Origin of the sequence: Stenotrophomonas acidaminiphila (assembly GCF_001431595.1) — a bacterium.
In the GTDB taxonomy this organism is placed as follows: domain Bacteria; phylum Pseudomonadota; class Gammaproteobacteria; order Xanthomonadales; family Xanthomonadaceae; genus Stenotrophomonas; species Stenotrophomonas acidaminiphila.
In genome coordinates, this window is the sequence record NZ_LDJO01000024.1 from 19,878 (window position 1) to 33,203 (window position 13,326).

Sequence of the window (13,326 nt, forward strand, 5' to 3'; positions counted from 1 at the left end):
ACTATGAGGGTGATCAGACAGGTTGTCAAGCGACAACCTGTCTGACATTTCAGACCGTCGCGCTCAACACCGGCACGACCACGTTGTCCGGCATCAGCTTCGGCACGTAGGTCTGCCCGTCGATCCAGGCATCGACCATGTTGGCCCACTCCTGCAGCATGTGGCGCCGCTGCTCGGCGTACTCGGCCTTGTTGTAGACCGAGCGCGAGGAGCGTCCGCCTTCCTCATGCGCCAGGCACTTCTCGATCCAGTCGCGGTTGAAGCCCACCTCGTTCAGCAGGGTCGAGCCGGTGCGACGCAGGTCGTGCACGGTGAACGGTTCCAGCGGCAGGCCGGCGGCCTTGGCCCGCTCTGCCACGATCTGCGTGACCCGGTTCAGGGTCGCGTGGGACATGCAGCGGTCGGAGTCGTAGCGCGACGGCAGCACGAATTTGGAGCCGGCCGCGCAGGTGTGCAGGGCCACGAAGATGTCGAGCGCCTGGCGCGACAGATAGACCACGTGCGGATTGCGCCCCTTCATCCGCTGCTTTGGAATTGTCCAGGTCGCGCTCTCGAAATCGACCTCGTCCCAGGTGGCCTCGATCAGTTCGCTCTTACGCACCAGCGTCAGGACGATCATGCGCAACGCAAGCCGGATGGTCGGATAGGTTGCCACCGACTCCATCTGCCGCGACATCAGCCGGATCTCCTGCGGCGACAAGGCGCGATCTTTGGGCACGAAGGTCGCAATTGACGCCGCGCCCACGTCGTCGGCCGGGTTGTCCACCTTCTCGCCGTGCAGGATGGCGAAGGCGTAGACCTGCTTCACGATGTCGCGGATGTGGACCGCGGTGGCAGGCGCGCCACGCGCCTTCACCTTGTTGCAGAGGGCGCGCAGGTCATCGGCCGTGATTTCGTTGAGCTGCCGGTTCTGGAACGCCGGCAGGATGTCCCGATCGATGATGCTCTTGCGCATCGCCTTCGTGCTATCGGCCATGCGAGCGCCAGCCAGCCACTTCTCAGTCACGTCGCCAAAGGTCTTGGCGGCCGTCAACCGGCGCTTCTCGCGCTGCTTCTCCAGCGCGGGGGACTTGCCCTGGGCGACGGCCTTTTTGGCGTCGATCAGCTTTTCGCGGGCCATCGCCAGCGAAATACCCGCCGGCCCGTAGCGACCAATGGTCAAGGTCTCACGGCGGCCGTTGAGACGGTAATCGTAGCGGAAGGTGACGGTACCGACGGGCGATACCGTCACGTACATCCCGTCGCGGTCAAAAGCCTTGTAAGTCTTGGACTTAGGCTTGAGGTTGCGCAGTGCAGTGTCGGTGAGCATCGAGGTTTTCCTCCGGTTCGTGACGGCTTTTACCGTCAGGGGCCAGGAGACCTGCTGATGCTCGGAAAGCCGCATAAAACCAGCTTTCCCGAGAAGACTTTTACCGTCAAAGACGGTTTGGGTCTGAATAGTGAACGGGAGGGTCTTAATCCGGCTTCCGGTTCTTACCGCCACTTTCACCGCCAACCTGTTCCGCTGGCCGGTGATAGCCACCGATAGCTGACGTGACGTATTTTCTTATAAATCAATACGTTATGACAGATTTTCGATAGCTGGCGATAGTCCCCGAAGGACGTCAATTCACTCCCACTCGATCGTCGCCGGCGGCTTGCCGGAAATGTCGTAGACCACGCGCGAGACGCCGCGCAGTTCGTTGATGATGCGGTTGGACACGCGGCCGAGGAAGTCGTACGGCAGGTACGCCCAGTGCGCGGTCATGAAGTCGATGGTTTCCACCGCGCGCAGTGCGATCACCCATTCGTAGGCGCGCGCGTCGCCGACCACGCCCACCGACTTCACCGGCAGGAACACCGCGAACGCCTGCGAGGTCTTGTCGTACAGGTCGGCCGCACGCAGCTCCTCGATGAAGATCGCATCGGCCCTGGCCAGCAGCTCGGCGTACTCGCGCTTCACTTCGCCGAGGATGCGCACGCCCAGGCCCGGGCCCGGGAACGGGTGGCGGTAGACCATGGCGCGCGGCAGGCCGAGTTCGACGCCAAGGCGGCGCACCTCGTCCTTGAACAGTTCGCGCAGCGGCTCGACCAGCTTGAGCTTCATGTCCTCCGGCAGGCCGCCCACGTTGTGGTGGCTCTTGATCACGTGCGCCTTGCCGGTCTTGCTGCCGGCCGATTCGATCACGTCCGGGTAGATCGTGCCCTGCGCCAGCCACTTGGCGTTGCTGAGCTTGTTCGACTCCTCGTCGAAGATCTCCACGAACAGGTTGCCGATGATCTTGCGCTTGGCTTCCGGGTCGGACACGCCTTCGAGCGCCTTGAAATAGCGGTCTGCGGCATTGACCCGCACCACCTTCACGCCCATGTTCTCGGCCATCATCTTCATGACCTGGTCGCCTTCCTGGAAGCGCAGCAGGCCGGTGTCGACGAACACGCAGGTCAGCTGCGGGCCGATGGCCTTGTGCAGCAGCGCGGCGACCACCGACGAATCGACGCCACCGGACAGGCCCAGGATCACTTCGTCGCTGCCGACCTGCTCACGCACGCGGGCGATTTGGTCGTCGATGATGTTGGCCGCGGTCCACAGCGTGGCGCAGCCGCAGATTTCGGTGACGAAACGCTTGAGCAGCGCCGAGCCCTGCCTGGTGTGGGTCACTTCCGGATGGAACTGCACGCCATACCAGCGCTTTTCCTCGTTGGCCATCGCCGCCACCGGGATGCGGTCGGTCACCGCGGTGATGACGAAGCCCGGCGGCACGTGGGTGACGTGGTCGCCATGGCTCATCCACACGTCCAGGCGCGGCTCGCCATTGTGGTCGGACAGCCCGCCCAGCAGGCCGTCGTGGCCCAGCAGCCGCACTTCGGCGTGGCCGAATTCGCGCTGGTCGGCGGCTTCGGTGCCACCGCCCAGCTGCTTGGCCATGGTCTGCAGGCCGTAGCAGATGCCCAGCAGCGGCAGCCCGCTGTCGAACACTTCCTGCGGCGCGGCCGGCGCACCGGCCTGCGTGGTCGATTCCGGGCCGCCGGACAGGATGATGCCCTTGGCGCCGAAGGCGGCGATCTCGGCCGGATCATGGTCCCAGGCCCAGATTTCGCAATACACGCCGAACTCGCGGATGCGGCGCGCGATCAGCTGCGTGTACTGGGCGCCGAAATCGAGGATGAGGATCTTGTCGTTGTGGATGTTGGTCATGGGGCCTGGAACGGATCGATGAGTCGGGTTGCGGGGCGATGCGGGTGCCGGTGGCGTATAGAGAAAGAGGAACGGGACCGGGTCCGCGTTCCTCTTCGCTCGTTCCGCGTCAGGCGCGGTAGTTCGGCGGTTCCTTGGTGATCTGCACGTCGTGGACGTGGCTCTCGCGCTGGCCGGCGCCGCTGATCTTCACGAACTTCGGCTTGCTGCGCATGTCCTCGATGGTGCCGCAGCCCACGTAGCCCATGGTCGCGCGCAGGCCGCCGACCAGCTGGTGGATGATGCCGCCGACCGGGCCACGGTACGGCACCCGGCCCTCGATGCCTTCCGGCACCAGCTTGTCGGCGGTGGCCGCGTCCTGGAAATAGCGGTCCTTGGAGCCCTTTTCCATCGCCGCCAGCGACCCCATGCCGCGGTAGCTCTTGTACGAGCGGCCCTGGAACAGTTCGGTCTCGCCCGGCGATTCCTCGGTACCGGCCAGCAGGCCGCCGATCATCACCGTCGACGCACCGGCGGCCAGCGCCTTGCCGATGTCGCCGGAGTAGCGGATGCCACCGTCGGCGATCAGCGGGATGCGGTCCTGCAGCGCCTCGGCGACCAGGTCGATCGCGGTGACCTGCGGCACGCCGACGCCGGCGACCACGCGCGTGGTGCAGATCGAGCCCGGGCCGATGCCGACCTTGACCGCGTCCGCGCCGCTGTCCAGCAGCGCCAGCGCCGCCTCGCCGGTGCAGATGTTGCCGCCGACGACCTGTACCTGCGGGAAGTGCTTCTTGACCCAGCGCACGCGGTCCAGCACGCCCTGCGAGTGGCCGTGGGCGGTGTCCACCACCAGCACGTCCACGCCGGCGGCGACCAGCGCCTCGACACGGCGGTCGGTGTCGCCGCCGACGCCCACCGCGGCACCGACCAGCAGGCGCGTCGCCGCGTCCTTGGCCGCGTTCGGGTTGTCGCTCTTCTTCTGGATGTCCTTGACGGTGATCAGGCCGCGCAGTTCGAACGCGTCGTTGACCACCAGCACCTTCTCGATGCGGTTCCGGTGCAGCAGCGACAGCACTTCGTCCGAGGCCGCGCCTTCCTTGACCGTGACCAGGCGGTCCTTCTTGGTCATGATGTGGCGGACCGGGTCGTCCAGCTCGGTCTCGAAGCGCATGTCGCGGTGGGTGACGATGCCGGCCAGCTGGCCGTCGCTGCCCACCACCGGCACGCCGGAGATGTTGTGCGCCTGGGTCAGCGCCAGCACTTCGCGGATGCTGGTTTCCGGGCCGACCGTGATCGGGTCGCGGATCACGCCGGATTCGAATTTCTTGACCTTGGCCACTTCGGCGGCCTGCTGCTCCAGCGGCAGGTTCTTGTGGATGATGCCGATGCCGCCGAGCTGGGCCATGGCGATCGCCAGGCGCGCTTCGGTGACCGTATCCATGGCCGCCGAGACGATCGGCAGCTTCAGCCGCAGGTCGCGGGTCAGGCGCGTGCCGAGGTCGACATCCTTGGGCAGGATCGTGGAGTGGGCGGGGACGAGCGAGACGTCGTCGTAGGTCAGTGCTTCAGCCTGGATGCGCAGCATCGGCATACCCGAGATGTGGGGAAGCGCGTCATTTTACCCTTGTTCGGGCGCCGATGGCAGGGGGCCGGTGCGACGCAGTGTCGCGCCGGCGCCCGTGGTTCCGGGCCGCGGGACCGGACGGCCACCGCCCGGCGATCCCGCCCGGCGCGGGGAGCGCCTCGATTGCCGGTGGATGGCCGCCACCACCGCGGTGGTTCAGCCCGCCGCTTCGGCCGCCTCGATGGTGTTCTGCATCAGCGTGGCCACGGTCATCGGGCCGACACCGCCCGGCACCGGGGTGATCCAGCTGGCGCGCCGCGACGCCGCCTCGAACCCCACGTCGCCGACCAGGCGGCCGTCGTCCATGCGGTTGATGCCGACATCGATCACCACCGCACCCGGCTTGACCCACTCACCCGGCACCAGCTGCGGGATGCCCACCGCCACCACCAGGATGTCGGCGTTGCGCACCGCCCGCTCCAGTTCCTCGCGCGGGGTGAACTTGTGGCAGCTGGTGACGGTGCAGCCGGCAATCAGCAGTTCCAGCCCCATCGGCCGGCCGACATGGTTGCTGACCCCGACGATGGTGGCGTTGCGGCCGCGCACCGGCTGGTCGGTATGCGCCAGCAGGGTGATGATGCCGCGCGGCGTGCACGGGCGCAGGCCGAATTCGCGCAGTGCCAGGTGCCCCACGTTCTGCGGATGGAAGCCATCCACGTCCTTGCGCGGATCGATGCGCTGGATCAGCCGGTTGGCGTCGGCGATGCCCGGCAGCGGCAGCTGGATCAGGATGCCGTGGATCTTCGGATCGGCGTTGAGCCGGTCGATCAGGTCCAGCAGCTGCGCCTCGGTGGTGCCCTCGGGCAGGTCATGGTCGAAGGCCTCGATCCCGACCTTCTGCGCGGCACGGCGCTTGTTGCGCACGTACACCGCCGAGGCCGGGTCGCCGCCGACCAGTACCACCGCCAGCCCCGGCCGCGAACGCCCGGCCGCGATCCGCGCATCGACGCGCAGCTTCAGGTCGTCGAGCAGTTCTTCGGCGATGCGGCGGCCATCGAGGATGCGGGAAGTGGCCGCGGAGGCTTCGGCAGGCAGGGTCATGGGCGTGGAGGCGGGAACGGGCCGGCTATTGTCCCCGATTCGGCGCGGCACGACATCCCGCGCCGCGGCCGGCGGCCACGATCAGCCGCGATGGGCGCAGAACGCGGCGTAGTCGATGTAGCCGGGAAACGCGCGGCCCGGCGCGCACACCGCGCAACCGGGGTCGGCAGGCACGCGGGTCTCGGCAAAACGCATGCCCAGCGCATCGAAGCGCAGCAGCCGCCCGGCCAGCGGCTGGCCGATCTCCAGCAGCAGCTTGAGCACTTCGGTGGCCTGGATCACGCCGGCCAGCCCCGGCAGCACGCCGAGCACCCCGGCCTCGGCGCAGTTGGGCGCGAACTCCGGCGGCGGCGGCTCGGGGAACAGGCAGCGGTAGCATGGCGCCTGGCCACGCCGGCGGCCGGCATCGAACACGCCGACCTGCCCGTCGAACCGCTCGATCGCGGCGTACACCAGTGGCCGCGCGTGCTTGATGCAGGCGTCGTTGAGCAGGTAGCGCAGCGGGAAGTTGTCCGAGCCGTCCAGCACCACGTCCACGCCCTCCATCAACGCGTCGACGTTGGCCGATGTCACCCGCTGCGCGACTGCCTCCACCTCGATGTGCGGATTCAGCGCCAGCAGGCGCGCGCGCGCGGATTCGACCTTGGCGCTGCCGATCGCGGCATCGGCATGGATGATCTGGCGCTGCAGGTTGCTGCGCTCCACCACGTCGTCGTCGACGATGCGCAGCCGCCCCACCCCGGCCGCGGCCAGGTAGAACGCCGCCGGCGCACCCAGCCCGCCGGCACCGACCACCAGCACGCACGAGCGCTGCAGGCGCCGCTGACCGGCCTCGCCCACCTGCGGCAGCAGCAGGTGCCGCGAATAGCGGTCGTAGAAGTCGCGCTCGCCCGCATCCAGCCCGGGCTGCACCAGCGGCAGTCCCGCCGCCCGCCACGCGACCGTTCCGCCAGCGACCGACGCCAGTTGCGTGTATCCGGCTGCCTGCAGGGCCACGGCCGCATCCAGCGAGCGTCTGCCGCTCTGGCAGATCAGGATGATTTCCTGTTCCGGCGATGGCAGGACGCTGCCGGGCGCCGCCAGCAGCTCGCCGCCGGCAACCCCGCGCGCGCCTTCGGCCATGCCGGCGACGCGCTCGTGCGCCTCGCGCACGTCGATCAACGCCGCACCGGCCTGTTGCCGGGCGCGGGCCTGTTCCGGGGTCAGTTCGCGAATGCTCATGCCGGGATTATCGGTCATGCGCCCGCCGTGGGCGGTAGCGGCTGCCTTCAACCGCTGGCCACTACCGCAAAGGGCGGCCTTGCGGCCGCCCCGGGATGTTCACTTCCTGCCTTTGACGTGCTTCATCAGGCGCCGTTTGGCCTTGACCTGGCGCTCGGTCAGCACGTTCTTCTTGCCCTCGTAGGGGTTGGCGCCCTCGCGGAACAGGAAGGTCACCGGCGTGCCCACCAGCTTGAAGCGCTTGCGGAAGAAGTTCTCCAGGTAGCGCTTGTACGAGTCCGGCAGCTCCTTCAGGCGCGTGCCGTGCACGATGAAGGTCGGCGGATTGGTGCCGCCCGGGTGCACGTAGCGCAGCTTGGAGACATGGCCGCGGATGCTCGGCGGCGGGTTGCTCTCGTAGGCGATTTCCAGCGCCTTGTTCACTTCGCTGGTGCTGAATTCGTGGGTGGCCGAGGCATGCGCGCGGTGTACCGCGCGGAACAGTTCGCGCAGGCCCGAACCGTGCTTGGCGGAGATCCGCACCACCTCGGCCCAGGGCACGAAGCCGAGCTTGAGCGACAGCAGGGTTTCGGCCTGCTCGCGCTGGTAGTCGGTCAGCCCGTCCCACTTGTTGATCGCGATCACCAGTGCGCGGCCGGCATCGAGCACCGCGCCAAGCACGCTGGCATCCTGGTCGGTGACGCCCTCGCTGGCATCGAGCATCAGCACCGCGACCTGGCACTCCTCGATCGAGCGCAGGGTCTTGACCACCGAGAACTTCTCGACCACCTCGTCCACGCGCGACTTGCGGCGCAGGCCGGCGGTATCGATCAGCCGGTACAACCGCCCGTCGCGCTCGAGGTCCACGGAAATCGAATCGCGGGTGGTGCCGGGCACGTCGGAAGCGATCATGCGCTCCTCGCCGAGCAGGCGGTTCACCAGCGTGGACTTGCCGACGTTGGGACGGCCGACGAACGCGATGCGGATCCGCGACGGATCGTTGTCCAGGGTCTCGGTCGTGCCCTCTTCCGGCAGCCGCTCGACGACTTCCGCCAGCAGGTCGTCCAGGCCCTGGCGGTGCGCGGCCGAGACCGTGAGCATCTCGCCGAAGCCATAGCGCGCGAATTCCGAACGCACTTCCTGCTCGTCGGTGCCGTCGATCTTGTTGATCAACAGCAGCGTCGGGCGCGACAGCTTGCGCAGCCAGGCCAGGATCTCGTCGTCCAGCGCCGAGGTACCGTCGCGGGCATCGACCACGAACAGGATCAGGTCCGCCTCGGCGGCGGCGGCACGGGCCTGGCGCGCGGTGGCGCCGGCAAGGCCCTCCTCCTGCTCGGCGATGCCACCGGTGTCGACGATCAGGAACGGGTTGTCCTCGTCGAGCCGGCACACGCCGTAGTTGCGGTCGCGGGTGACGCCCGGCTGGTCATGGACCAGGGCGTCGCGCGTACGCGTCAAGGCATTGAAGATGGTCGACTTGCCGACATTCGGCCGTCCAACCAGGGCGACCAAAGGCAGCATCGCTTGGACTCCTTAGTTCGCCAACCGCCAGGCGGTCAGCTTGCCGTCCACGTTCTGCACCAGCAGTACGCCTTCGGCGACGATGGGTTGCGCGACCACCGGGTCGCCCCCGCTCTTCTCGCGGGCTGCCAGGGCGCCATCGCCCATCTGCAGCCAGTGCAGGTATCCCTTGTAATCGGCGACCACGACGTAATCGCCCTGGATCGCCGGGCCGGTCACCGAACGCCGCGCCAGCGCCTGCTGCGACCACATCGCCGCGCCCGAGGCCTTGTCCAGGCCGTAGACGGTGCCCTTGCCGTCGGTCACCAGCACGTGGCCGGAGGACACGGCCAGGCCGCCACCGCCACCATGGTCGCGCGACCACAGCGGACGGCCGCTCGGGCCCTCGATCGCCATGGTCTCGTTCTTGAAGCTGGTCACGTACAGGTTGTTGCCTTCCAGCACCGGGGCGCCGTCCACGTCGGCCATGCGCTCCAGCTCGGTGCGGCCTTCCGGCGTGCCGATGGCCTGCTCCCACAGCGGACGGCCATCCTGCATCGCCAGCGCCGCCAGGGTGCCATCGTCGTTGCCGATGAACAGTACGCCCGGCCCCGCGACCACCGGCGCATTGCCGCGCACGGTCAGCGAAGGCAGCTCCTGCGAATTGAACCAGCGCCGCTCGCCGCTGCCGGCGTCCAGCGCGGTGGTGCGGCCGTCGTTGCTGCGCACGAACACCAGGCCCTGCGCAACCGCCGGGGCGGCGATGATCTCGCCGGGCACGCGCGCGCGCCACTTCTCGCTGCCGTTGGCCGCATCCAGCGCGATCACCTGCCCGTCCAGGGTGCCGATGACGACCAGCCCCTCGCCCACGCCCGGACCACCGGACAGGCGCAGCCTGGCCTTCTTCTTTTCCTTGGCGGGCATGTATTCCCACACCTGCTTGCCGGTCTGCAGGTCCAGCGCATGCACGCCGCCTTCGACCGCCGCGGCGTAGACCCGGCCATCGGCCACGGCCGGCGCCTGGCGCACGCCGATCCGGCCTTCGCCCTTGCCGACGTTGGCCGACCAGATGCGGTTGACCTTGAGGGTGGGCTCGAATTTGACCAGTTCGGCCGGCTCCAGCGCTTTCTTGGCTTCGGCATCCTTGCCCGCGAACCAGCCCTTCACCGTCGAGCAACCGCTCAGCGCCACCGCGACCAGCGCGATGCCCGCCACATGCTTGAGTTTCATCAGTTCTTCTCCGCCGCAGGATCGGCGACGGTACCGCCGGCGTCCATCAGCTTGATTTCGAGCAGGCGACGCTGCGGCGCGGCGACGTCGAGCTTGGCCAGCGACTGCGCGTACAGCTCGCGGGCCTGCTCGCGCTTGCCCTGTGCGACCAGTGCGTCACCGCGGATCTCCAGGCCGGCACTGTCGTCGGCGTTGCCGAGCATCGCCTGCGCTTCGGCCGGCTTGCCGGTTTCGATCAGCAGGCGCGCGATGCGCTGGTCGATCAGCATCTTGAACTCGCCCTCGACCTTCAACCCGCGCAGGGTCTTGATCGCGTCGTCGTTCTTGCCGGCCTCGACCTGCGCCTTGGCCAGTTCCAGCGCCGCCAGGTCGGCATAGATGCCGGCCTTGCTGCCTTCCAGCGCCGCCACTTCCTTGGCCGCCTCGTCCAGGTTCTTGGACTGCAGGCTGCGGGAAACGGCATCGTAGCGGCTGTTGGCCTGGGCCAGCTTGCCTACCTGATCGTTCTGCCACCACTTCCAGCCCATGATCAAGGCCAGCGCAAGCACTACCCCGCCAATGATTCCAGCGCCGTTCTGGCGCAGCCAGGTGCGGACACGTTCGCCTTGTTCATGCTCGTCGAGCAGGTCGTCAATCGCCATGCGTAACTCTCGCTCCAATCCTGCCGGGGGAGCCTTGGTGTTTTGATCTGCGCTTGTTTCAGTGCGAAACCGGCGCCACGGAGCCGTCAGAGGATACCGTAAAGCGGGCCACATTATTACCGCTTGTATACGGCGCCAGGTCGACGCTGCCAGCGCCCTGCCGGAAGTCGACTTCCGAGGCGTTGCCTACCTTCATCCGGCCGACCTGGCCGGGGGTGTAACTGCGCTTCTCGCCAGCGCGGATCAGCGCTTTCTCGACGATGGAGCCGTCCGGTGCGGAGACCTCAACCCAGCTGTCGCCGCGGAACTCCAGGCTCATGCCCGGCGAGGCCGCCACCAGCTGCGGCTCGGCCGCCTGTCGCGCCAGCGGCGCCATCGATGCGATATAGGGCGCGCGCTCGGATGCCGGGCGCACCGCCGCGTCGTCGGCACCGGCGCCACCGGCAGCCGCAGCGACCGAGGCCGCATCCGGCACCACGTCCAGCGATGCGGTACTGGGCGCGGCCTCGCCGAACTTGCTCTGGAAGGCATACCAGACCGGTACCGCGAGCACCGCGGTGATCACCACGTATACCGCCCGGCGGCCAAGGCTTTCGGCCACGCGGCGGACGCGCGGGGTATGCGTATGACTGACCAGCCTGGGCGGCTCGACCGGCGCGATCCGCGCCTGCTGCAGCAGCCCGTCCAGGTTGACGCCCAGCAGGCGCGCGTAGCTGCGCAGCTGGCCACGCACGAACACCGGCGCCCCCAGCCGCTCCCAACGCTCTTCCTCCAGCGCGGCAACCACCTGCAGCGGCATGTGCAGCCGCCCTGCCACCTCTTCCAGCGACAGGCCGGCCGCTTGACGCGCCTGGCGAAGCTGCTCCCCGCAGCCCACCGCCCCCTCAAAAGCGTTCATACCCGGATCATTGCTCACAATGCATCAGCCCTGGGAATTCGGGGTTGCGCCGGCAGGAAATTCCTCACGCAACCGCTGCTGGTATCGGCTGACGGCACTGCTGTCGCCCAGCCGTTCTTCAATCTGAATGGCAAGTTGTAACACGGAAACCGTTGCTGGCGCAGCCGCCAGCCGCCGCTGGTAGAACGCCCGCGCCTCGAAATACCGCCCCAGCCGGAACTCGTTGCGCGCCATCGCCTCCAGCGCGTAGGCATTGTCCGGGTCAAGCTCGAGCGCCTGCCGCAGGTCCTGCCCGGCGCGCTCGCCCTGCCCCGCTTCCAGCGCGCAGCCGCCGGCATTTGCCAGCGCATCGGCACGCTGCAGGTAGCCCGGATCGGCCACGGCGCGATCGAACCAGACCAGCGCTTCGGCCGGATGCCCGTTGGCGCACAGCCAGGCACCATAGTTGTTGAGCACGTCGCCCTGGGCCGGCGCAAGCTCGGCGGCGCGCCGGTACAGCTTGCCGGCTGCCTCCACGTGGCCACGCCGCCCCTCGATGACCGCCTGCAGGGTGTAGGCCGCCGGATCGTCCGGCGCCAGTTTCTGCGCCGAGCGGGCGTGCTTGAAGGCACCATCCAGATCGTCGCGGCCCAGCCGGTCACCGACCAAGCGCAGCAGTTCCTGGTAACGCAGGCGCGCACGCACCTGGCGGTCGTCATGCACCTCGACCGGCTGCGCCATTTCCTGGCCCCAGCGGACCTTGGTCGCCTTGGTGCCATGCCCGCAGCCGGCAAGCAGCAGCAGGAGCAGCACCGACGCGAGCAGGCGCTCAACCAAGCGCGTCCCGCTGCGCCGGGAGCGCGTCCTGGGCCTGCAGCAGGCGGTTGAACTCGGCCTGGCGGCGGGTGCGGTCCATCACCTGCCCCTTGAGCTGGCCGCAGGCGGCATCGATGTCGTCGCCGCGGGTCCGCCGCACCATGGTCAGCACCTGCGCATCGAGCAGGATCTTCTGGAAGGCGCGGATCTGCTCTTCGTCGGAACGCTCGTAGCGGGTACCGGGGAACGGGTTGAACGGGATCAGGTTGACCTTGCCCGAGTCCCGGGCCTGCACGGCGTTGTCGAACTGGCGCATCAGCCGCGCCAGCTGGCGGGCATGCTCGGGCTGGTCATTGATGCCCTTCATCAGGGTGTATTCGAAGGTCACCGAATCGCGCCGCTTGTTGCCGCGCAGGTAGCGCGCGCAGGACGCCATCAGTTCGGCGATCGGATATTTCTTGTTGAGCGGCACCAGGGTCTCGCGCAGCTCGTCATTGGGCGCATGCAGCGACACCGCCAGCGACACGTCGCTCTCGACCGAGAGGCGGTCGATCTGCGGCACCAGCCCGGAAGTGGACAAGGTCACGCGCTTGTTGGCCAGGCCGTAGCCCAGGTCGTCGCGCATGATGCTCATGGCGCGCACGACATTGTCGAAATTCATCAGCGGCTCGCCCATGCCCATCATCACCACGTTGGTGAGGCGGCGCATCTGGTGCGGCACGTTGCCCAGGTGGCGGGCCGCGACCCACACCTGGCCGATGATCTCGGCGGTGGTCAGGTTGCGGTTGAAGCCCTGGGTGGCTGTCGAGCAGAACGTGCAGTTGAGGCCGCAGCCGACCTGCGAGGACACGCACAGCGTGCCGCGGGTCTTGTCCGGGATGTACACGGTCTCGATGGCATTCCTGCCATCCACGCCCATCGCCAGCAGCCACTTGTGGGTGCCGTCTGCGGAAGGCTTGTCGAACACGACATTGGGGACGACGACCTCGGCATGCTGCTGCAGCTTGGCGCGCAGCGACTTGCCGAGGTCGGTCATCTGGTCGAAATCGGTGACGTAGCGATGATGGATCCACTTCATCACCTGGTGGGCACGGAACTTCTGCTCGCCGAGGGTCTCGACGAAGAACTTCTCCAGGCCCGCGCGATCGAGGTCGAGCAGGTTCTGCTTGCCAGCCGCCGGCGTGGTTTTCGGCAGCGGCTGGATGGCGGGGGACTGTACGACCTCGTTCACGGATTCAAC

Annotated in this window: 11 protein-coding genes; all 11 read right to left on the minus strand. The window is 67.9% G+C overall.

The window, feature by feature from the left end; translation table 11 throughout:
* Window positions 1-49: 49 nt before the first annotated feature.
* Window positions 50-1,309, minus strand: a complete 1,260-nt coding sequence (locus ABB33_RS07440) for a tyrosine-type recombinase/integrase (RefSeq protein ID WP_056931716.1) — start codon at window positions 1,307-1,309, stop codon at window positions 50-52.
* Between the two features lie 300 nt (window positions 1,310-1,609).
* Window positions 1,610-3,175 carry a glutamine-hydrolyzing GMP synthase gene (guaA, locus tag ABB33_RS07445; protein ID WP_056931717.1) on the minus strand — a complete coding sequence of 522 codons (1,566 nt, stop codon included), beginning with the start codon at window positions 3,173-3,175 and terminating at the stop codon, window positions 1,610-1,612.
* Between the two features lie 109 nt (window positions 3,176-3,284).
* The gene (gene guaB, locus ABB33_RS07450) at window positions 3,285-4,742 is read right to left on the minus strand and encodes an IMP dehydrogenase (RefSeq protein WP_054668697.1); all 1,458 of its coding nucleotides are present in this window, start codon (window positions 4,740-4,742) and stop codon (window positions 3,285-3,287) included.
* Window positions 4,743-4,937: 195 nt separating this feature from the next.
* Complete coding sequence (folD, locus tag ABB33_RS07455) at window positions 4,938-5,822, minus strand: bifunctional methylenetetrahydrofolate dehydrogenase/methenyltetrahydrofolate cyclohydrolase FolD (RefSeq protein WP_054666247.1); 885 nt, start codon at window positions 5,820-5,822, stop codon at window positions 4,938-4,940.
* An 81-nt stretch (window positions 5,823-5,903) separates the two neighbouring features.
* Entirely contained in the window at window positions 5,904-7,043 is a 1,140-nt protein-coding gene (gene moeB, locus ABB33_RS07460) for a molybdopterin-synthase adenylyltransferase MoeB (RefSeq protein ID WP_056931718.1), read from the minus strand.
* A 99-nt stretch (window positions 7,044-7,142) separates the two neighbouring features.
* Complete coding sequence (der, locus tag ABB33_RS07465; protein WP_056931719.1) at window positions 7,143-8,543, minus strand: ribosome biogenesis GTPase Der; 1,401 nt, start codon at window positions 8,541-8,543, stop codon at window positions 7,143-7,145.
* Window positions 8,544-8,555: 12 nt separating this feature from the next.
* A complete protein-coding gene (bamB, locus tag ABB33_RS07470) occupies window positions 8,556-9,752 on the minus strand; it encodes an outer membrane protein assembly factor BamB (protein WP_056931720.1) in 1,197 nt (398 codons plus the stop codon).
* Complete coding sequence (locus ABB33_RS07475; protein ID WP_054666255.1) at window positions 9,752-10,393, minus strand: YfgM family protein; 642 nt, start codon at window positions 10,391-10,393, stop codon at window positions 9,752-9,754. The genes bamB and ABB33_RS07475 overlap by 1 nt, the downstream gene beginning before the upstream one ends.
* A gap of 58 nt (window positions 10,394-10,451) precedes the next feature.
* Window positions 10,452-11,309: a helix-turn-helix domain-containing protein gene (locus ABB33_RS07480; protein WP_054666256.1), complete on the minus strand. Its 858-nt coding sequence runs from the start codon at window positions 11,307-11,309 to the stop codon at window positions 10,452-10,454.
* Window positions 11,310-11,315: 6 nt separating this feature from the next.
* On the minus strand, window positions 11,316-12,107 hold the full coding sequence (pilW, locus tag ABB33_RS07485) for a type IV pilus biogenesis/stability protein PilW (protein ID WP_056931721.1): 792 nt from the start codon (window positions 12,105-12,107) through the stop codon (window positions 11,316-11,318).
* Window positions 12,100-13,317 (minus strand): dual-specificity RNA methyltransferase RlmN, encoded by a 1,218-nt coding sequence (gene rlmN, locus ABB33_RS07490; RefSeq protein WP_054666259.1) that lies wholly within the window; start codon window positions 13,315-13,317, stop codon window positions 12,100-12,102. The genes pilW and rlmN overlap by 8 nt, the downstream gene beginning before the upstream one ends.
* Between the last annotated feature and the right edge of the window lie 9 nt (window positions 13,318-13,326).